We start from the raw sequence: 20,692 nt of genomic DNA, 5'->3' as shown, positions 1-20,692 counted from the left end.
TCAGAGGCGGCCTGCGGCCTTCAGGGCGAGGTAGGCGTCGGCCAGGGCCGGGGCCAGGGTGTCCGGGGTGGCGTCGACCACGTGGACGCCGTGGCGGGTGAGCTGTTCGGCGGTGCGACGGCGGGCCGACTGGGACTGGGTGCCCGCGGCTGCCTCGTAGACGGCCTCCACCGTGCCGCGGGACTTCGTCATCTCCGCCACGTGGGGGTCCGAGACCGAGGCCAGCAGGACCGTGTGGCGCTGGGTGAGGCGGGGGAGGAGGGGGAGCAGGCCCTCTTCGACGGGGGCGGCGTCCAGGCTGGTCAGGAGGACCACCAGGGAGCGGCGCGGGGCGCTGCGCAGGATGGTGGAGACCAGGGTGCGGGAGTCGGTTTCGACCAGTTCCGGTTCGAGCGTGGACATCGCGTTCACGAAGGCGGGGAGGGTGTCTGCGGCGCTGCGGGCCTGGACCTGGGCGCGGGGGCGGCGGTCGTGGGCCAGGAGGTCCACGCGGTCGCCCGCGCGGGTGGCCAGGGCGGTGAGGAGCAGGGCCGCGTCCATCGCCGAGTCGAGACGCGGGGCGTCGCCGACGCGGCCGGCCGCGGTGCGGCCGGTGTCGAGGCAGATCAGGATGTGGCGGTCGCGTTCCGGGCGCCAGGTGCGGACGGCGACCTTGTTCTGGCGGGCGGTGGCCCGCCAGTCGATGGAACGGGTGTCGTCGCCGGGCACGTAGTCGCGCAGGCTGTCGAACTCCGTGCCCTCACCGCGGGTCAGGACGCTGGTGCGGCCGTCGAGTTCGCGCAGGCGGGCGAGGCGGGAGGGGAGGTGTTTGCGGCTCGCGAAGGGCGGCAGGACGCGGACCGTCCACGGCACGGTGTGGTGGCCCTGGCGGGCCAGCAGGCCGAGCGGGCCGTACGAGCGGATCGTGACGCGGGCCGCCTGGCGGTCGCCGCGGCGGGTGGGGCGCAGGCGGGTGGTCAGGCGGCGGCGTTCGCCGGGGGGAACCGTCAACGCGTGCCGGGAGCCGGTGACTTCCGTTCCCGGGAGCCAACTGCTCGGGGGCCAGGCGTCGCGGATCCGGGCGCGCAGCGTGCGCGGGGAGGGGTTCGTGATCGTGAGGTGGACGTCGGCGGCTTCGCCGAGGCGCACCGATGTGTCGCCGGAGCGGGCCAGTTGGAGCGTGCGGACCGGGGCTGCGAGGGCGTAGTCGACGGCGCAGGCCAGGGCGATGGGGGCGTTGACCGCCAGCATGCCCGCCCAGCTGGGTCCGAGGATGCCGACGGGGATGCTGCCGAGGGCCGCGAGCAGGGCGGCGCGTCCGGTGAACGCCATCAGCGCGGGACGGGGACGTGGGTGAGGATCGCGGTGATGACCGCGTCGGCCGTGACGCCCTCCATCTCGGCCTCGGGGCGCAGTTGGACGCGGTGGCGCAGGGTCGGCAGGGCGAGGGCCTTCACGTCGTCGGGGGTGACGTAGTCGCGGCCCACGAGCCAGGCCCAGGCGCGGGCCGTGGCCAGCAGCGCGGTGGCGCCGCGCGGGGAGACGCCGAGGGTGAGGGAGGGGGATTCGCGGGTGGCGCGGCAGATGTCGACGACGTACGCGGTGATCTCCGGAGAGACGCTGGTGGCCTCGACGGCCTTGCGGGCGGCGTCGAGCTCGGCGGGGCCGGCGACCGGGCGGATGCCGGCGGAGTGCAGGTCGCGGGGGTTGAAGCCGGCCGCGTGGCGGGTCAGTACGCCGATCTCGTCCTCGCGGGAGGGGAGCGGGACGGTGAGCTTCAGGAGGAAGCGGTCGAGCTGGGCCTCGGGCAGGGGGTACGTGCCCTCGTACTCGACCGGGTTCATGGTGGCGGCGACGAGGAACGGCTCCGGGAGCTTGCGGGGGGTGCCGTCGACGGTGACCTGGCGCTCCTCCATCGCTTCGAGGAGGGAGGACTGGGTCTTGGGAGGCGTGCGGTTGATCTCGTCGGCGAGCAGCAGGTTGGTGAAGACCGGGCCGTTCTGGAACGAGAACTCCGCGGTGCGGGCGTCGTAGACGAGGGAGCCGGTGACGTCGCTCGGCATCAGGTCGGGGGTGAACTGGACGCGCTTGGTGTCGAGTTCGAGGGAGGCGGCCAGCGCCCGTACGAGGAGGGTCTTCGCGACGCCGGGGACGCCTTCGAGGAGGACGTGGCCGCGGCAGAGGAGGGCTACGACGAGACCGGTGACGGCGGAGTCCTGGCCGACCACGGCCTTTCCGATCTCGGTGCGGAGCGCCTCCAGGGCGGAGCGGGCGCTGTCCGTGGTGGCCGTCATGAGGTGCGGACCTCTCTTTCGAGGGCGTCGAGGTGGTCGGCGAGCGCGATGAGCGCCGCGTCGGTGGTGGGGGTCGTGCCGAAGAGCAGGGTGTCCGGGTCCTGCGGGGGCCGTCCGGCGGTGAGGCGGGCCGCGACGGCGGGGACCAGGGAGGCGGGGTCGTGGGCCTGGGCCGCCGGTACGCCGACCAGCGCGGCCAGGCGTTCGCGGGCGGCGGCGCGCAGCACGGTGGCGGCGCGGTCGCGGGCGCCGGCCTTGCGGTACAGGCGGGCGCGGCCCTCGGTGGCCTCGGAGGCGCGGACGAGGACGGGCAGGCGTTCGGTGACGAGCGGGCCGAGGCGGCGGGCGCGCCAGAGGGCGGCGACGGCGGCGGCGAGGAAGAGCTGGAGCAGGGCCCAGCTCCAGCCGGCGGGGATCAGGTCGAGGAAGCTCCGCTCCTCGCCGGTGCCTTCGCCGTTGTCGGAGGTGCCGTCGGCGAGGGACGGCAGGTACCAGACGAGGGTCGGGCGGGAGCCGAGGAGCTGGAGCGCGAGGGAGGCGTTGCCCTCCTTGGCGAGGGTCTTGTTGAGGAGGATGCCCTCGGAGCCGAGGAGGACGGTGTCGCCGCCGTGGGTGCCGGTGGGCAGGACGAGGAGGGTGGGGTGGCCGGCGCTGGGGTAGCAGCCGGTGGCTCCGGGGGTGCCGGTCGTGTAGCGCAGGCCGCCGCCGGTCGCGGCGCGGCCCGCGGTGGTGGCGGCGGGGAGGGTGCAGGCGCTACCCGGGTCGAGGTTCGTGTCCGGGGCGGGGGAGTCGCCGTGGGTGCGGGTGCCGGGGGCCAGGGCGGGGAGGCTGAGGGGGTCGCTCGGCGCGAGCAGGACGGTCCGGCCGCCGGAGAGGTCGATCGCGGAACGGATGTCGCGGAGCTGCGTCTCCCCGAGCAGGTCGGGGTCGGTGACCAGCAGGGTCGTGTCGGGGCCGGAGGCGTCGGCGGCCTGCTCGGCGGTGGTGACGACCCGGACGGTGACACCGCCGTCCCTGAGCAGCTCGGCCACGGCCCGGCTGCCGTAGGGGTCGGCGGAGCGGGGGTCGAGGTAGCCGTGCCGGGCACCGGAGTTCAGGGCGGCGAGGGCCAGCGCGGCGGCGAGGAGCACCGCGAGCGCGACGAGGAACCCGCGGGCGCGGGTCCAGAGATCCCGGGGCGATGCGCCTCCGGCGGTTGTAGGGGGAAGGGCGGCGGCCGTGGCGGGGGCTCCGGCGGGTGCGGGGGCTGCGCCGGCGGTGGGGTGTGCCGGGCTCGGGGCTGCGTCCCGGGTGGGGTGTACCGGGTCCGGGGCTGCGTCCCCGGTGGGGTGCTGGGGGTCTGGGGTGGTGTGGGTCATGGGGTGGGGCCTGTCAGGAGGGGCTTGGTGCGGGACAGGGCCTGGTCCAGGGTGGTGAGGGTCGCGTACATCTCGGGGGTGGCCGGGTGGGCGCCGTAGGTGACGTCGTCGAAGGTGCGGGCGGCCGCGCGCAGGGCCGTGGCGTGGGACGGGAGGGAGACGGCGGCCTCGGCCGCGGCCTCGTCGGCGGTGCGGCCGGGGCGGGGGTCGAGGAGGGTGCGCTCCTCCAGGGAGCGGACGACGGCGCGCATGCGCTCCTGGACGGCTTCGCTCCAGCGGCCCTCGCCGGCCAGTGCCCCGGCGGCGGCGCGGTGGTCGGCCGCGCTGCGGACGCCGTCGTCGAAGAGGGTGCCGGGCGCGCGGGAGGCCGTACGGCGGGGGGCGCCCAGGCGCCACCACAGGGCGGCGATGACGAGGAGGGCGAAGACGGCGACGGCCAGCAGGCCGAGGGCTCCGCCCGGGGTGGCGCCGGAGGCGCGGTCGAAGAGGTCCCCGACCCACTCCCAGAAGCGGTTCAGGGCCCTTTGGATCAGCCCGGGGTCGTTCTGGTGGTACGCGGGCTTGGACAGCTCGTGGCGGGCCGCCTCGCGGGCCGCCTCACGGCCGATGGTGATCTGTGGTGTGGGTGGTGCTGTGTGGGTGAGCAGGCCCCCCGTGCTCCTCATTCCCGCGTCAGCCTCCGGTCGGCGGCGTGGTGGTGCCGTAGTTCTCGATGCCCGCCGCCCGGGCGAGCTCCAGGTCGAGGGCCTCGCGGCGGATGCGCTGGTCGACGTAGAGCAGGACGGTGACGCCGGCCTGGATGGGCAGGGTGATCGCCAGCGCGATGATCCCGCCGATCGCCGTCGTGATCAGGTATCCCCAGCTCGTGGCGCCGGAGCCGTCGGCCAAGCCTTCGAGGCCGCCGCCGAACATCAGGCCGCCGACGAGGGTGAGGGGGAAGACGATGACGCCCGAGACGATGAACGTGATGACGGCCGTCAGGACGGTGATGCCGAAGATCCGCCACCAGGAGCCCTTGACCAGCTTCGAGGAGCGGGCGAGGGCCTTGCGCACCGTTGTCTTCTCCAGCATCAGGGCGGGAGAGGCCAGGGAGAACCTGATCCAGAGCCAGAGGATCAGGCCCAGGGCGACGAAACCGCCGAGGACGGCGAGGCCGGCCTGGCCGGCGAGGGCGCCGGGCAGGACCAGTACGGCGAAGAGGAGGGACGCGCCGATCCCCAGGAGGAGGGTCAGGCCGAACAGCCGTGCGAGCTGGGTGCGGGCCTCGCGCCAGGCGGCGCCGACGGAGGAGCCGTGGCCGAGGACGGCCCGGCTGTAGACCATGGTGAGCATCGCGGTGGCGACGATGGTGCCGATGAACAGGATGAACTGATCCGCGGCCATCAGTCCCACCATGGAGCCGAGGGCGTCGAGCTGCTCGTCCAGGGGCGCGGTGCTCGACTGGGTCACCGGGAACTCTTCGAGCGCGTACTTCTGCACGAACACGCTGACGAGCTGTACGAGGACGGCCACGACCAGGGTGATCGGCAGCACCGTGCGCCAGTGCTTGCGCATGGTGCTGACGGCACCGTCGAGGATCTCGCCCAGGCCGAGCGGCCGCAGCGGGATCACGCCGGGCTTCGCCGCCTGGGTGTGCCGGCCCCAGCCGCCCTGGCCGCCGTTCTGGCCGCCGTTCTGGGGGCCGCTGCCGTACGAACCCCAGCCCGCGCCCGGCTGCGGAGCCGCGGGCGGCTGCTGCTGCGGGTTCGGCGGGGTCTGGCCCGGGGTCGGGCTCGACCACTGGCCGGGGGGCGGCTGCTCGGCGGACCACTTTGAGTCGCCGGCTCCGCCCGCGGGTGGCTGCGTACCGTGGGAGCCCTCACCGTCGGACGGGGAGGATCCGGGCGTAGCCCAGCCCGGAGAGTCGTTCATCGTCGCTCCTTCACGTGCACTGCGGGGTGCGGGGCGCTTGGTCCGGCTGCCATCGTGCCATGTGACAACCTCAAACGGACCAGCCGTCCCCAACGGGCCGGCCGCCCTCTGGATCCCGGTCCGTTCGCGCCTTCGTATGGCGCGCGGATCCGGGGCACACTGGGCGCCCTGATCTCCACGCAGGTCCGAGGGACTATTTCCAGCCCCTTTGGCTGTGGGACAGCTCACCGCCGGGTAACGATTAGCTAATGGGATGATGTCAACCATGAAGGGACGCGTCCTTGTCGTCGACGACGACACCGCGCTGGCCGAGATGCTCGGCATTGTGCTGCGTGGAGAAGGTTTTGAGCCGTCGTTCGTAGCGGACGGCGACAAGGCACTGGCTGCCTTCCGGGAGGCGAAGCCGGATCTCGTGCTGCTCGACCTCATGCTGCCCGGTAGGGACGGCATAGAGGTGTGCAGACTGATCCGCGCCGAGTCGGGCGTACCGATCGTCATGCTCACCGCCAAGAGCGACACCGTTGACGTGGTCGTGGGCCTGGAGTCCGGGGCCGACGACTACATCGTCAAGCCGTTCAAGCCGAAGGAGCTGGTGGCCCGCATCCGGGCCCGCCTGCGCCGCTCGGAGGAGCCGGCGCCCGAGCAGCTGACCATCGGTGACCTGGTCATCGACGTGGCCGGGCACTCGGTCAAGCGGGAAGGCGCCTCGATCGCCCTGACCCCGCTGGAGTTCGACCTGCTGGTCGCGCTCGCCCGCAAGCCCTGGCAGGTCTTCACCCGCGAGGTGCTGCTGGAGCAGGTCTGGGGCTACCGCCACGCGGCCGACACCCGCCTGGTCAACGTGCACGTCCAGCGGCTGCGCTCCAAGGTCGAGAAGGACCCGGAGCGCCCCGAGATCGTCGTGACGGTGCGCGGGGTCGGCTACAAGGCCGGACCGAGCTGACATGACACCCGGCAAGCCCCGTGGCCGCTCCCGCTGGGGAGCGCTGCGGGGCGGTCGGCCGCTCCGTCTCGACGCGGTCGGAGCACCCGGCGGCCCCGTGCTGCGGCTGTTCGTACGCCTCGTGCGCCGGCCGCTGCTTCCGGCTGTCCGGCTGTGGCGGCGCAACATCCAGCTCCGGGTGGTCGCCGCGACCCTGCTGATCTCCCTCGCCGTGGTCCTCGCCCTCGGGTTCGTGGTCATCGCACAGGTCAGCAAGGGCCTCCTCGACGCCAAGGAGGAGGCAGCGCAGAGCCAGGCCGCCGGCGGCTTCGCGGTCGCACAGGAGAAGGCCAACACGCCCTATACGGCGGACGGGCCCGACGCCTCGGACAACAAGGTCGGCCGGGACGCCAGCACCTGGATGAACTCCCTGGTCAAACAGCTCGCCAGTGGCGGGCAGAGCGCCTTCGAGGTGGCGGCGCTGGGTGCCGGCACCGGAACCGGCGAGGAACAGCCGGCCCGCGGAGCCCTCGGCGGCGTCCGCGGAGCCCGCGCCTCCGGCAACGTGGACCCGACGGCCAGCGTCCCCCTGGGGCTGCGCCGCAACGTCAACCACGCGACCGGCGCCTTCAAGACCTTCTCGCAGATCCGCTACACCGACGCCGGGGACAAGCTGCCCGAGCCCGCGCTCGTCATCGGCAAGCGGCTCACCGACATCAACGGCGAGCCGTACGACCTGTACTACCTCTTCCCGCTCACCCAGGAGGAGGAGTCCCTCAACCTGGTCAAGGTCACCATCGCCACCGCCGGGCTCTTCGTCGTCGTGCTCCTCGGCGGGATCGCCTGGCTCGTCGTGCGTCAGGTCGTCACCCCCGTCCGGATGGCCGCGGGGATCGCCGAGCGACTCTCGGCGGGTCGGCTCCAGGAGCGGATGAAGGTCACCGGCGAGGACGACATCGCCCGTCTGGGCGAGGCCTTCAACAAGATGGCCCAGACCCTCCAGAACAAGATCCAGCAGCTGGAGGACCTCTCCCGGCTGCAGCGCCGCTTCGTCTCGGACGTCTCCCACGAGCTGCGCACGCCGCTCACGACGGTACGGATGGCAGCGGACGTCATCCACGACGCCCGCGCCGACTTCGACCCCATCACCGCGCGCTCCGCCGAGCTCCTCGCCGGACAGCTCGACCGCTTCGAGTCCCTCCTCGCCGACCTGCTGGAGATCAGCCGGTTCGACGCGGGCGCCGCCGCCCTGGAAGCGGAGCCGATCGACCTGCGGGACGTCGTACACCGGGTCATCGACGCGGCCGAGCCGCTCGCCGAGCACAAGAACACCAGGATCCGCGTCCTCGGAGACACCCAGCCGGTGATAGCCGAGGCCGACGCCCGACGCGTGGAGCGGGTCCTGCGCAACCTGGTCGTCAACGCCGTCGAGCACGGCGAGGGCCGCGACGTGGTGGTCCGGCTCGCCTCGGCGGGAGGGGCCGTCGCCGTGGCCGTACGGGACTACGGAGTCGGGCTCAAGCCCGGCGAGGCCACCCGCGTCTTCAACCGCTTCTGGCGGGCGGACCCGGCGCGGGCGCGCACGACCGGCGGTACCGGCCTCGGCCTGTCCATCGCCGTCGAGGACGCCCGGCTGCACGGCGGCTGGCTCCAGGCGTGGGGCGAGCCCGGCGGCGGCTCGCAGTTCCGCCTGACGCTGCCGCGCACCGCCGACGAGCCGCTGCGCGGATCGCCGATCCCGCTGGAGCCCGAGGATTCCCGGGCCAACCGGGCCAGGGCCGCCGCGGAGGGCTCCGCGGCCGCCGGGCAGCGGGCGCAGCAGGCACAGCAGGCGGGGCGCGGCGACCGGTCGCCGATGCCGCCGAGGTCCCCCGTCGCGGGTGCGGTGCCGGTACCGGCCGACCCGACGGCACTGCCGGGCAACGGGGCGCGGGTCGTGACCCGGCCGGGGCCGGCGGAGGAGGGACACGGTTCCGGGGGCGGGGCGCCGACCACCCGGTCCGGCGGGACGGCGGGAGCAACCGACCGAGAGGGTGGAAGCGGTGGAGCGGGCGGAACCGGTGCGGCGGGTGGAGCGGGTGCGGCAGGCGGAGCGGGCGGATCGCATGGGCGCTGAGCCGGGCCGGTCGCGCCGGCGTACGCCGCACGCCCGTAGCGCCGCAAGGGCCCTCGTCTTCGGTGCGGCCGGGCTGCTGCTCGCCGGCTGCGCCTCCATGCCCGACCACGGCGAGGTCCGCCCCGTGGAGGCCTCCCAGGGGGTCGACTCCCAGGTCCGCGTCTTCGGTGTGCCGCCGTCCGACAAGGCCAGCCCGCAGGAGATCGTCGACGGCTTCCTGGAGGCCATGACCAGCGACGACCCGCAGCTCCAGACCGCCCGCAAGTACCTCACCGAGGAAGCGGCGAAGAACTGGAAGCCCGGAGCGGCGGTCACCGTGCTCTCCGCCGGCCTCGACCGGTTCTCCGTACCGGGCGAGAAGGACCCGGCGGCCCCCCGGTTCAAGATCGCGGGCAAGATGCTGGCCACGGTGGACGAGCGCAGCGCGTACCAGCCGGAGACCGGCGACCGGCGCTACGAGCAGTTCCTCCAGCTCACGCAGAAGGACGGCCAGTGGCGGATCGCGACCCCGCCCAGCAGCCTGGTCCTGAGCGAATCCGACTTCCAGCGCATCTACAGGCCGGTCAACAAGTACTACTTCGCGGGCGCCACGCTCGTCGCCGACCCCGTCTACGTGCGTCAGCGCAGTGACCCGGATTCCCGGATGGATCCCACCACCCAGACCGTCACCTCGCTGCTGGCCGGCCCTTCCAAGTGGCTCGGCCCGGTGGTCACTTCCAGTTTTCCGACCGGTACGGAACTGCGCGAGGGCACCAAGTCCCTTTCGATCGACGGTCAGAACACGCTGCGCGTGCCCCTGAACAAGAACGCGGACGACGTCGACGAGCCGCAGTGCCAGCGGATGGCGACCCAGCTCCTTTACACGGTCAAGGACCTGACGGGTTCCCGGGTCGACCGGGTCGACGTCCTGCGCTCCGACGGCACCCCGCGCTGCCAGGTGTCCGAGGCGGCCGCGGCCGTGCTCGCCAACCGGCCGCCCTCGCCCGGCCATCAGTACTACGTCGACGCCGAGAGCCGGCTCCAGCGGTTGAACCTGGACCCCAACCGCGAGGACCAGCAGGACCCGCCGACACCGGCCCCCGGGCCGCTGGCCGGGAACCCGGCCTTCAAGGTGGGCTCCGCCGCCGTGTCCTACGACGAGAAGCGTGCCGCGGTCGTCTCCGAGGACGGGCACGGGCTGTACGTGGTCAACCTGACCACCGCCGGAGCGATGCCGAAGCCGCTGCTGACCGGCAAGGGGGCCAAGCCCAACGGGCTCGCCACCCCGACCTGGGACGCGGCCGGCGACCTGTGGGTCGCGGACCCCGACTTGCAGGACCCGACGCTGTGGCGGCTGCCCGGCGGCACCGGGACCCCCGAACGGGTCGAGGTGTCCGGGCTGGCCGGCGGGCGGATCACGGGGCTGAAGGCCTCCCCCGACGGGGTGCGGATCGCGCTGCTGGTGCAGCGGGAGAGCCGCAAGTACCTGTACATCGGGCGGATCGAGCGGCCCGACGCGAAGGGCGACGTCTCCGCGGTCTCGGTGCGCGAGCTGCGCCCGGCCGCCCCGCAACTGGCGGACGTGGCGGCGATGAGCTGGGCGCCGCGGGGCCGGCTGCTGGTGGTGGGCCGGGAGAGCGGCATGGTCGTCCAGGCCCGCTACATGCTGGCCGACGGCTCGATGGTCGGGGCCGGGCTGCCCGGGGCGACCGGGCTGATGGCGGTCGCCGCGAGCGAGGACGAGAAGACGCCGGTGGTCGCCGAGTCGCTGGAGGACGGCATCGTGTGGCTGCCGCCGGGGGCGCAGTGGCGCACGGTGGTGGCCGGCGGACGGGCTCCGGTCTACCCGGGCTGACCTGGTGCGACCTGCCCTTTTCCGTGGTTGTCCACAGGGGTGGTGGAGTGCTGTCCCCGCCCGGCAGAGTGGGCGTCATGCGGGAGTGGTGGCGGGGGCTGGCCGGTGAGCTCGCCGGGCTGGTGCTGCCGGTCGGGTGCGCCGGCTGCGGGGCCGGCCGTACGGTGCTGTGCGCGGGCTGCCGGTCGGAGCTCAGCGGGGCCGGGGCGGGCCCCGTACGGCCGTCTCCGTGCCCCGACGGGCTGCCCGCGGTGTATGCGGCCACCGTGTACCGGGAGGCCGTACGGGCCGTCGTACTGGCCCACAAGGAGCGCGGGGCGCTGCCGCTGGCCGGAGCCCTCGGCGCCGCCCTGGCGGCTGCCGTCCGCGCGGGCGGGGCGGGGGGCGGGGGAGTGGCCCTGGTTCCCGTGCCCTCGGCGCGGCACCGGGTACGGGCGCGCGGGCACGATCCGGCGCGCAGGATCGCGCTGGCCGCCTCGGCGCGGCTGCGGCGGGAGGGCGTGCCCGCGCGCGTGACGCCCGTACTGCGGCTGCGGCGGGCGGTGGCCGACCAGGCGGGCCTGGGGGCGGCGCGGCGCCGGGAGAACCTCGCGGGGGCCCTTCAGGCACGGCCCGGCGCCGGGCGGGCGATGGCGGGGGCGGCCCGGATCGTGCTCGTGGACGACCTCGTCACCACCGGATCCACCCTGGTGGAGGCGGCGCGGGCGCTGCGCGCGGCCGGGATCGGGGTACCGGGCGGGGCGGCCGGGACGGTGGCTCTGGCGGCCGCCGTGGTGGCCGCGCCGGAGGACTCCTTCGCGCGTCCCGGCAGGAGCGCAACTCGAACAGAGCAAAAAACTGGGGAATAGATTTGGAACTGGAAGGGAAGGCGCATCGTTGCAGGTAGTAAGAGGGAACGGCCACCTGAACGGAGGTACGTTCCGGTAGCGGGTGCCGACAACCGGCATAGAGGGATATGTTCGGTTGTAAGGAATTGGCGAACCTTGGGCCCCACGCATCGGAGCGCAGGTTTCGAGCGTCGTGACGTTTGTGAAACTTCGTGTCAGAGGTTGTCCCTCGACTCCGAAGTCGGTGGGGTGTAGATCTTGCCGATGGGGGAGGAGGAGGTGGAAGTCGCCAAGTCCGAGGCTCCGGTGTTCACCGGGGTCTGGTGCGAAAGGGAGACGCTTCGCCCCTGGGGCGGAGCAATCCGGGAACGGAGTTCTGCGTGGACATCGTCGTCAAGGGCCGTAAGACCGAGGTGCCCGACCGGTTCCGCAAGCACGTGGCCGAGAAGCTGAATCCGGAGCGGATCCAGAAGCTCGACGCCAAGGTGATCAGCTTGGACGTCGAGGTGTCCAAGGAGCACAACCCGCGCCAGGCCGACCGTTCCGACCGCGTGGAGATCACCCTGCGTTCGCGGGGCCCGGTGATTCGTGCCGAGGCTTCCGCCGCCGACGCGTACGCGGCGCTCGACCTCGCTCAGGACAAGCTGGAGGCCCGGCTGCGCAAGCAGCACGACAAGCGCCACACCCGTCGTGGTTCCGGACGGCTCTCGGCGGCCGAGGTCGCCGACGTTGTTCCGAACGCCGCGACACTGAACGGCAACGGCGAGCCGGTCAACGGGGAGAAGACGGCCGCGGACGCGATTCCGACCACCCGGATCGGATCGCTGGAAGTGCAGGGCGACGGCCCGCTCATCGTCCGCGAGAAGACGCACTCGGCCGCACCCATGTCGCTCGACCAGGCCCTGTACGAGATGGAACTGGTCGGTCACGACTTCTACCTGTTCGTCGATTCCGACACCAAGATGCCGAGCGTCGTCTACCGGCGCCACGGTTACGACTACGGCGTGATCCACCTCAATGCCTCCGACGCCGCCTCCAGCTCGGGTGAGCTCGACGGCGCGGGCGCGGGTGGAGCGCTCGGAGGCTGAGCCGCTGATTCCGGACTGATTCCGGGCTGGATCCGGATGTCCGTGCGGTGCCAGTGTGGTGCCCCCGCGTTCGCCCAGGCGGGCGCGGGGGCACTGGCATGAGGTGATGGCCGCGAAACGGTGGCCTGTATGGGTCGGCCTGTAATCGCCGGACTCCGTTCGGCCACGTGGGCATGGAATCATGTCGGGCAGTCAGCCGGCGGCCGCTCTCGTCGGATTGACCCAGCAGCTCAGCACACGTGGTGCAGGGGGAGGAACGATGGCGGACAGCTTCGGGCCGGTGCGTGATGACAACGGTGCGGGCTGCCGTGAGGAGGACCGGGTGGCAGAGCCCATCCGGGTGCTCGTGGTCGACGACCATGCGCTGTTCCGGCGCGGGCTGGAGATCGTCCTCGCGCAGGAGGAGGACATCCAGGTCGTCGGCGAGGCGGGTGACGGGGCGGAGGCCGTGGACAAGGCGGCGGATCTGCTGCCGGACATCGTGCTGATGGATGTGCGGATGCCGCGGCGCGGCGGGATCGAGGCCTGCACCTCGATCAAGGAGGTGGCACCCTCCGCGAAGATCATCATGCTGACGATCAGCGACGAGGAGGCGGACCTCTACGACGCGATCAAGGCGGGGGCGACCGGGTACCTGCTGAAGGAGATCTCGACGGACGAGGTCGCGACGGCGATCCGGGCGGTGGCGGACGGCCAGTCGCAGATCAGCCCGTCGATGGCGTCGAAGCTGCTGACGGAGTTCAAGTCGATGATCCAGCGGACGGACGAGCGGCGGTTGGTGCCGGCGCCGCGGCTGACGGATCGGGAGCTCGAGGTCCTGAAACTGGTGGCCACCGGGATGAACAACCGCGATATCGCGAAGGAGTTGTTCATCTCCGAGAACACCGTGAAGAACCACGTGCGGAACATTCTGGAGAAGCTGCAGTTGCACTCCAGGATGGAGGCGGTGGTGTACGCGATGCGGGAGAAGATCCTCGAGATCCGGTAGCGCCGGGCTCGGGCCCCGGGCCCCGGGCCCCGGTCCTCAAACGCCGGACGGCTGAAAAGAACCCGGGGTGGCTGAAATGGCTGCGGGGCTTCAGAGGGCGGCGAGTTCCGCCGTGACCGCTTCCGCTTCCGCGGGCGAGCTCGCGCGGTCGATGCGGATCGTGTCGCAGCCGACCCAGGTGGCGGCCTCGCGGAGGGCTTCGGCCATGGGGCGGGCTGCCTTCGGGGTGGTCAGGGAGAGCTGGCGGGCCACGAGGGTGGTGCCCTCGCGGGCCGGGTCCACGCGGCCCTGGAGGTGGCCTCCGGCCAGCAGCGGCATCGCGAAGTAGCCGTGGATCCGCCGGGACTTGGGGACGTACGCCTCCAGGCGGTGGGTGAAGCCGAAGATCCGCTCCGTGCGCGGGCGTTCCCAGACCAGGGAGTCGAACGGGGAGAGGAGGGTCGTGCGGTGGCGGCCGCGGGGGAGGGTGGCCAGGGCCGACGGGTCCGCCCAGGCCGGTTTGGACCAGCCTTCCACTTCCACCGGGACCAGGCCCGCGTCCTCGACCACCGCGTCGAAGTCGGGGCCCTTGAGCCGGTGGTAGTCCGCGATGTCGGAGCGGGTGCCCACGCCCAGGGACTGCCCCGCGAGGGCCACCAGGCGGCGCTTGCACTCGCGGTCGTCCAGGGCGTCGTGGAGCAGCGCCTCGGGGACGGCCCGCCCGGGGAGGTCGTAGACCCTCTTCCAGCCGCGCCGCTCGGTGCAGACGACCTCGCCGATGTCGAGGAGCCACTCCACCGCGATCTTCGTCTCGGACCACTCGAACCATTCGCCGCCGTTCTTGGCGCCGCCCAGTTCGGTCGAGGTCAGGGGGCCTTCGGCGGCGAGGCGGTCCAGGACCGTCTTCGTCGAGCGGTGCTGGTCCTTCAGGACGTGCCAGCGGTGGCCGCGGGCCTTGTTGGCCCGGCGGCGGAAGGCGAAGTGCGGCCACTCCTCCATCGGCAGGATGCAGGCCGCGTGCGACCAGTACTCGAAGGCGTGGTTCTGCGACCAGTACGAGGCTTCGACGGCGGAGCGCCCGACCGCGCCGAGGCGCGCGTACGGCACGAGCTCGTGCGAGCGGGCCAGTACGGAGATCGTGTCGAGCTGGACGGCGCCCAGGTGGCGCAGGACGCCGCGGACACCGCCGCGCCGGTCCGGAGCACCCAGGAATCCCTGGGCGCGCAGCGCGATGCGGCGGGCCTCGTCTGCGGAGAGGGACAGGGCGGGCGGGGGCGCGGTCGTCATGGCGGAACCCTAGAGCTTGGCACTGACAGTGGTCCTCGGTGCGGGCGAGGGTAGGTACGGGAGGCGGGAGGGCAGGCCCAGGTCCGAGGGGAGCATGGCGCCGGTCCAGCAGTCCCGCAGGGTTCCGTGGTGTTCCATGCCCGCGCGCGCGACGCCCTCGATGGCGAAGCCGGCCTTCTCGGCGACCCGGCGCGAGGCGTCGTTGCCGACGCCCGCGCGCCAGATCATCCGTACGCAGCCGAGCTCGGTGAAGGCCCAGCGCAGCACGGCGGGCAGGGCCTCGGGCAGGTAGCCGCGGCCCCGGTGGCCGGCGACGGTCCAGTAGCCGACCTCGTGGGCGTTGTCGCCCTGCGGGCCGAGCCCGACGCAGGCGACCAGCGGGCCGTCGGCGCCCAGCCGGACCCCGAAGTTGTACTCGGAGCCGTTCTGCCCGCCCGGGACCCGGGTCACGAAGGACTCGGCGTGCGTGCGCTCGTACGGGACGGAGACCGGGATCCAGCGTTGGATCGCGGGATCCTGCAGCGCCGCGTACACCTCGTCCGCGTCCGGGGCGCCGAGGGGGCGCAGGACGAGGCGCTCGGTGGTCAGGGTGATCGGTTCCATGGACGGATTCTGCTGTGGGAGGACGGCGACGGCGAAGCGGATTTATCGAAGAGGGTCCGCCCATACCGGCACCTTCGGTGCCCCTCACACGTTCTCATTTCCGGGCAGTCCAGCCCCGCGGCAGTGCGGACCTCCCGACGCGACCGCGTCCTCGCTTACGATGGCCGTTGCGGTGGGGCCCACCCTCCGTGCCCGTGCACGAACCAGTGCCAGGCCCGACCGGCAAGGAGACAAACCTCGGTGTCCGTCTTCAACAAGCTCATGCGTGCAGGCGAAGGCAAGATCCTCAAAAAACTGCACCGCATCGCGGACCAGGTCAACTCCATCGAAGAGGACTTTGTCAACCTCTCCGACGCCGACTTGCGTGCGCTCACGGACGAGTACAAGCAGCGCTTCCAGGACGGCGAGAGCCTGGACGACCTGCTGCCCGAGGCCTTCGCGACGGTCCGCGAGGCCGCCAAGCGCGTCCTCGGCCAGCGTCACTACGACGTACAGATGATGGGTGGCGCGGCGCTGCACCTCGGCTACGTGGCCGAGATGAAGACCGGTGAGGGCAAGACCCTCGTCGGCACGCTGCCCGCGTACCTGAACGCGCTGTCCGGCAAGGGCGTCCACCTGATCACGGTGAACGACTACCTCGCCGAGCGCGACTCCGAGATGATGGGCCGGGTGCACAAGTTCCTCGGCCTGGAGGTCGGGTGCATCCTGGCGAACATGTCTCCGGCGCAGCGCCGTGAGCAGTACGCCGCCGACATCACGTACGGCACGAACAACGAGTTCGGCTTCGACTACCTCCGCGACAACATGGCGTGGTCGCAGGACGAGCTCGTCCAGCGCGGCCACAACTTCGCCGTGGTCGACGAGGTCGACTCGATCCTCGTCGACGAGGCCCGTACCCCGCTGATCATCTCGGGCCCGGCCGACCAGGCCACCAAGTGGTACGCGGACTTCGCGAAGCTGGTCACCCGCCTGACCAAGGGCGAGCCCGGCCAGCCCCTCAAGGGCATCGAGGAGACCGGTGACTACGAGGTCGACGAGAAGAAGCGCACCGTCGCCATCCACGAGACCGGTGTCGCGAAGGTCGAGGACTGGCTCGGCATCGAGAACCTCTACGAGTCGGTGAACACGCCGCTCGTCGGTTACCTGAACAACGCCATCAAGGCCAAGGAGCTCTTCAAGAACGACAAGGACTACGTCGTCATCGACGGCGAAGTCATGATCGTCGACGAGCACACCGGCCGTATCCTCGCCGGCCGCCGCTACAACGAGGGCATGCACCAGGCGATCGAGGCGAAGGAAGGGGTGGACATCAAGGACGAGAACCAGACCCTCGCCACGATCACGCTCCAGAACTTCTTCCGCCTGTACGGGAAGCTGTCGGGCATGACCGGTACGGCCATGACCGAGGCCGCCGAGTTCCACCAGATCTACAAGCTCGGTGTCGTCCCGATCCCGACCAACCGCGACATGGTCCGCAAGGACCAGGCGGACCTGATCTACCGCACCGAGGTCGCGAAGTTCGCCGCCGTCGTCGACGACATCGCGGAGAAGCACGAAAAGGGTCAGCCGATCCTCGTCGGTACGACGTCGGTCGAGAAGTCCGAGTACCTCTCGCAGCAGCTCTCCAAGCGGGGCATCCCGCACGAGGTGCTGAACGCCAAGCAGCACGACCGCGAGGCGACGATCGTCGCCCAGGCGGGCCGTCGCGGCGCCGTCACGGTCGCCACGAACATGGCCGGCCGTGGTACCGACATCAAGCTCGGCGGCAACCCGGACGACCTCGCCGAAGCCGAGCTGCGCCAGCGCGGTCTGGACCCGGAGGAGCACATCGAGGAGTGGGCGCACGCCCTTCCCGAGGCGCTCACGCGGGCCGAGGCGGCCGTGAAGGCGGAGTTCGAGGAGGTCAAGGACCTCGGCGGGCTGTACGTGCTGGGCACCGAGCGGCACGAGTCGCGCCGCATCGACAACCAGCTGCGCGGCCGCTCCGGCCGACAGGGCGACCCGGGCGAGTCCCGCTTCTACCTGTCGCTCGGCGACGACCTGATGCGCCTGTTCAAGGCACAGATGGTCGAGCGCGTCATGTCGATGGCGAACGTGCCGGACGACGTGCCGATCGAGAACAAGATGGTCACGCGGGCCATCGCGTCGGCCCAGTCGCAGGTCGAGACCCAGAACTTCGAGACGCGCAAGAACGTCCTGAAGTACGACGAGGTCCTCAACAACCAGCGCACGGTGATCTACAAGGAGCGCCGTCGCGTCCTGGAGGGCGAGGACCTCCAGGAGCAGATCCGTCACATGATGGACGACACGATCGACGCGTACATCACGGCCGAGACGGTCGAGGGGTTCGCGGAGGAGTGGGACCTGGACCGGCTGTGGAACGCCTTCGGGCAGCTCTACCCGATCAAGGTCACGGTCGAGGAGCTGGAGGACGCCGCGGGCGACCGCGCCGGCATCACGGCCGAGTTCATCGCGGAGTCCGTCAAGGACGACATCCACGAGCAGTACGAGGCCCGCGAGGCGACGCTCGGCTCCGACATCATGCGCGAGCTGGAGCGGCGCGTGGTGCTGTCGGTGCTGGACCGCAAGTGGCGCGAGCACCTGTACGAGATGGACTACCTGCAGGAGGGCATCGGCCTGCGGGCGATGGCCCAGAAGGACCCGCTGGTCGAGTACCAGCGCGAGGGCTTCGACATGTTCAACGCCATGCAGGAGGGCATCAAGGAGGAGTCCGTCGGCTACCTGTTCAACCTGGAGGTCCAGGTCGAGCAGCAGGTCGAGGAGGTTCCGGTCTCGGACTCCGGTCCGTCGCTGACCAAGCCGGAGATCCGGGCGAAGGGTCTGGACGCCCCGCAGCGGCCGGACCGGCTGCACTTCTCCGCGCCCACCGTGGACGGTGAGGGCGGCGTCGTCGAGGGCGACTTCGCATCGGATTCCGGTGACGACGCCGGGATGACGCGCGCGGAGCGCCGTAAGGCCGCGAAGGCCACGGGCGGCCGTCGCCGCAAGAAGTAACCCGCGCCGTTCGCGGGATCACCGCCGGGGCCGGACACCACGCTGTGCGTGGAGTCCGGCCCCGGCGGCGTTCGCGGGCGGGGGCCGGGGCGCGGGCGCGGGGCCGGGGCCGGGGTCACGGACGGGGGCCGTGGAGTTCTACGGCTGCGCAGCGCCAGCGCAGGTCGGGGCCCTGTTCCAGACGGAAGGCCAGCGCGGTGAGGCGGTCGCCGGTGGCGATGCGGGCGAAGGCCTCGATGACCCCCGGACCGGGGGTGAACCGGCCGCATCCGTGGATGACGGGGCTGAGCCGGCGGGCCTCGTACGCGCGCTCCTGCGGGGGGTCGGCGGGGGCGAGGGTGATCAGCTGGTCGTAGGCCGGGCCGATGGTGTGGCCGATCAGGGAGTGCACGGGGCGGCGGCCGCTGAGGACGGCGAGCAGCCGTTCGGCGAACCAGTCGTGGGGGCCGCGGCGGATACCGGCGGACGGCCGGCGCCGGTCGTGGCGGCCGCCGGGCCTCGCGCTGCCGGGGCCGGTGCTCGCGGGCCTGGCGGTGCCGCGGCCGGGGCCGGTGCCGGCCGCGGCGCTGCCGGCCGTTCGGGGGGTCCCGCTCCCGGTGGTTCCGGGGCGCCGGGTGCTTCCGGTGGTTCCGGCGATTCCGGTGGTTTCCGTGGTGCGGGGGGTGCTCGTGGTCATGGTGGTCGTCCCCGGGGGGTCGGGCCCGGCGTGAGTACCGGGCAGTAACTTGGTAGGGGACTTCTACGGGGCTGCGAACACGCTCCGCAACGGCGCCGCGGGGCCGCCCCGGACCCGGCCCGCCTTCACCTATCCGGGTCGCTCCCCGGCGGCCCCGGGCCCCCGGCGCCGTCCCGGCGGGAGCGAAGTGGACGCCGCCGGGCCCTGCGGCGGCACCCCGAAGGGGGACGCGGGCCGTCACGGACGGAGTCCGGGCCCGGGGCGGCGCCCGCGTCACGGCTCCGGGCCGGGCCTTGCCCCCGGGTCGGTTCCCCGTCCTCCGGTCCGGGCCGGAGGTGACGGATCGGGCCGTCACCTGACGGAGTCCGGGGCGGTCTGCCGAAGCCGCGGAGGCCCTGGGAGGCCCCCGGAGGCCACAGGAGGCCGACGCGGGCGAGGGAGGCGTCACGAAGGGGAGCGGCGGGGTCGGGCGCCGGTCGTATCCTGGGGGCGTTTCCGACCTACCGAAAGCAGCCGGCCATGCGCGTGTACGTCCCCCTGACCCTCCCCGGGCTCGCCGAGGCGCACCAGGCGGGTGAGCTGGGCCCGGCTCCGCTGCGGGCGTACGCCGTCACGCCCGGGCTGCGCGAGTGGTACGTGTCGGACGACATCGAGGAGCTGGAGTACGCCGCCCTGACCAGGGCCGCAGCCGCCTCGCTGCGGATGATCGCCGAGGACGGGGCCGCGCCCCGCAAGCGGGTCGTGGTGGCCGTCGACGTGGACGACAAGGCCGCCACCGCCACCCCCGGGGTCGACGAGGCCACGCTGGGCCAGGTGGCCCTCGCCGGGGCCGTACGGCTCTCGGTGGCGGCCGCGGTGCACGTGGACGCGGAAGAGGCCCTGGAGGACGTGAGCGCCGCCGTGGCCGCCGTACCGGCCGCCGACGGGGGCGATGAGGCTGCCCGGTCCACCGTCGACGGCGCCGAGGACCACGAGCTGCTGTGGTTCGGGGTCCAGGAGATTCCGGGGCTGCTGAAATGAGTTCCGTGAACGAGATCCCCGCACCCGAGATCCCCGCACCGATCCCCGCGCCCGCGGCCCCGCACATCGTCTGGGACTGGAACGGCACGCTGCTCCACGACATCGACGCGGTGATAGCCGCCACCAACGCCTCCTTCGCGGAGCTCGGCCTGGCGCCGATCACCCTGGAGCGGTACCGCGAGCTGTACGTCGTACCGGTGCCGAAGTTCTACGAGCGCCTCATGGGCCGGCTCCCCACGGACGCCGAGTGGCTGGTCATGGACGAGGCCTTCCACCGCCACTACTGGGCGGCCGCCGAGGACGCCGGGCTCGCCGAGGGGGCCCGCGAGCTCCTGCGGGACTGGCAGGCGGAAGGGCTGACGCAGTCGCTGCTGTCCCTCGCGCCCCACGAACAGCTCGTGCCGCTCGTCCGGGCGCACGGGATCGACGGGCACTTCCTGCGCGTCGACGGGCGTACCGGGCCCTCCCATACCACCAAGGCGGGGCACCTCGTACGTCACATGGCGGCCCTGGACGGGACGGGAGTGACCGCCGGCCGTACGGTCCTCATCGGAGACGCCGTGGACGACGCGCTGGCCGCCGCGCACGTGGGCGCGCGGGCCGTCCTCTATACGGGCGGTTCGCACAGCCGCGGCAGTCTGGAATCAGCCGGTGTCCCCGTCGTGGACAGCCTGGCGGAGGCCGTACGCACTGCTCGCGTGCTGGCCGGATAGTGAGCGGTCGCATGAGCGGAGAGCGACCGCGCGCCCGCCTGGCACGCCCGGCCGGGCCCGGCCCTGTCCAGAGTGTCAAAGT

At 72.5% G+C, this 20,692-nt stretch carries 17 protein-coding genes; 9 read left to right on the top strand and 8 right to left on the bottom strand.

Annotated features, from left to right (window positions below; translation table 11 throughout):
- From OG247_RS16815 to OG247_RS16795, 5 genes are read right to left on the bottom strand one after another with little or no spacing between them, the layout of a single operon-like run.
- Entirely contained in the window at nt 1-1,311 is a 1,311-nt protein-coding gene (locus tag OG247_RS16815; RefSeq protein WP_327253018.1) for a DUF58 domain-containing protein, read from the bottom strand.
- Complete coding sequence (locus OG247_RS16810; protein WP_243337432.1) at nt 1,311-2,273, bottom strand: AAA family ATPase; 963 nt, start codon at nt 2,271-2,273, stop codon at nt 1,311-1,313. Before OG247_RS16810 ends, OG247_RS16815 begins: the two co-directional genes overlap by 1 nt.
- Complete coding sequence (locus tag OG247_RS16805) at nt 2,270-3,631, bottom strand: DUF4350 domain-containing protein (RefSeq protein WP_327253017.1); 1,362 nt, start codon at nt 3,629-3,631, stop codon at nt 2,270-2,272. Before OG247_RS16805 ends, OG247_RS16810 begins: the two co-directional genes overlap by 4 nt.
- Nucleotides 3,628-4,296 (bottom strand): DUF4129 domain-containing protein, encoded by a 669-nt coding sequence (locus OG247_RS16800; RefSeq protein WP_327253016.1) that lies wholly within the window; start codon nt 4,294-4,296, stop codon nt 3,628-3,630. The genes OG247_RS16805 and OG247_RS16800 overlap by 4 nt, the downstream gene beginning before the upstream one ends.
- 7 nt (nt 4,297-4,303) lie before the next feature.
- On the bottom strand, nt 4,304-5,542 hold the full coding sequence (locus OG247_RS16795; protein WP_327253015.1) for a glycerophosphoryl diester phosphodiesterase membrane domain-containing protein: 1,239 nt from the start codon (nt 5,540-5,542) through the stop codon (nt 4,304-4,306).
- A 253-nt stretch (nt 5,543-5,795) separates the two neighbouring features.
- Here OG247_RS16795 and mtrA point away from each other — a divergent pair, with 253 nt between their 5' ends.
- The 6 genes from mtrA (at nt 5,796) to OG247_RS16765 (ending at nt 13,317) form a co-directional block, all read left to right on the top strand.
- Nucleotides 5,796-6,485: a two-component system response regulator MtrA gene (mtrA, locus tag OG247_RS16790; RefSeq protein WP_274552971.1), complete on the top strand. Its 690-nt coding sequence runs from the start codon at nt 5,796-5,798 to the stop codon at nt 6,483-6,485.
- Between the two features lies 1 nt (nt 6,486).
- The gene (gene mtrB, locus OG247_RS16785; protein WP_327253014.1) at nt 6,487-8,580 is read left to right on the top strand and encodes an MtrAB system histidine kinase MtrB; all 2,094 of its coding nucleotides are present in this window, start codon (nt 6,487-6,489) and stop codon (nt 8,578-8,580) included.
- A complete protein-coding gene (locus tag OG247_RS16780) occupies nt 8,570-10,414 on the top strand; it encodes an LpqB family beta-propeller domain-containing protein (RefSeq protein WP_327253013.1) in 1,845 nt (614 codons plus the stop codon). Before mtrB ends, OG247_RS16780 begins: the two co-directional genes overlap by 11 nt.
- A gap of 77 nt (nt 10,415-10,491) precedes the next feature.
- Nucleotides 10,492-11,262 carry a ComF family protein gene (locus OG247_RS16775; RefSeq protein WP_327253012.1) on the top strand — a complete coding sequence of 257 codons (771 nt, stop codon included), beginning with the start codon at nt 10,492-10,494 and terminating at the stop codon, nt 11,260-11,262.
- Between the two features lie 359 nt (nt 11,263-11,621).
- The gene (gene hpf, locus OG247_RS16770; RefSeq protein ID WP_442813308.1) at nt 11,622-12,329 is read left to right on the top strand and encodes a ribosome hibernation-promoting factor, HPF/YfiA family; all 708 of its coding nucleotides are present in this window, start codon (nt 11,622-11,624) and stop codon (nt 12,327-12,329) included.
- A gap of 259 nt (nt 12,330-12,588) precedes the next feature.
- Nucleotides 12,589-13,317: a response regulator gene (locus OG247_RS16765; protein ID WP_250751046.1), complete on the top strand. Its 729-nt coding sequence runs from the start codon at nt 12,589-12,591 to the stop codon at nt 13,315-13,317.
- A gap of 90 nt (nt 13,318-13,407) precedes the next feature.
- Here the strand turns inward: OG247_RS16765 and OG247_RS16760 are convergent, their stop codons facing one another.
- A complete protein-coding gene (locus tag OG247_RS16760; RefSeq protein ID WP_327253010.1) occupies nt 13,408-14,583 on the bottom strand; it encodes a winged helix-turn-helix domain-containing protein in 1,176 nt (391 codons plus the stop codon).
- Nucleotides 14,584-14,592: 9 nt separating this feature from the next.
- Nucleotides 14,593-15,186: a GNAT family N-acetyltransferase gene (locus tag OG247_RS16755; RefSeq protein WP_327253009.1), complete on the bottom strand. Its 594-nt coding sequence runs from the start codon at nt 15,184-15,186 to the stop codon at nt 14,593-14,595.
- Nucleotides 15,187-15,426: 240 nt separating this feature from the next.
- On the opposite strand from OG247_RS16755, the gene secA reads away from it, so the two are divergent.
- The gene (gene secA / locus OG247_RS16750) at nt 15,427-18,201 is read left to right on the top strand and encodes a preprotein translocase subunit SecA (RefSeq protein ID WP_327253008.1); all 2,775 of its coding nucleotides are present in this window, start codon (nt 15,427-15,429) and stop codon (nt 18,199-18,201) included.
- 115 nt (nt 18,202-18,316) lie between these two features.
- Here the strand turns inward: secA and OG247_RS16745 are convergent, their stop codons facing one another.
- Nucleotides 18,317-18,877 carry an Rv3235 family protein gene (locus OG247_RS16745; protein WP_327253007.1) on the bottom strand — a complete coding sequence of 187 codons (561 nt, stop codon included), beginning with the start codon at nt 18,875-18,877 and terminating at the stop codon, nt 18,317-18,319.
- A 519-nt stretch (nt 18,878-19,396) separates the two neighbouring features.
- On the opposite strand from OG247_RS16745, the gene OG247_RS16740 reads away from it, so the two are divergent.
- Nucleotides 19,397-19,897, top strand: coding sequence for a DUF6912 family protein (locus OG247_RS16740; protein WP_327253006.1), 501 nt, complete (start codon nt 19,397-19,399; stop codon nt 19,895-19,897).
- A gap of 5 nt (nt 19,898-19,902) precedes the next feature.
- Entirely contained in the window at nt 19,903-20,610 is a 708-nt protein-coding gene (locus tag OG247_RS16735) for an HAD family hydrolase (RefSeq protein ID WP_327253005.1), read from the top strand.
- Nucleotides 20,611-20,692: the final 82 nt, after the last annotated feature.

The organism is Streptomyces sp. NBC_01244, assembly GCF_035987325.1.
Taxonomy (GTDB): domain Bacteria; phylum Actinomycetota; class Actinomycetes; order Streptomycetales; family Streptomycetaceae; genus Streptomyces.
Note: the sequence above shows the minus strand (reverse complement) of the source record. Positions and strands in the feature narration are given on the sequence as shown.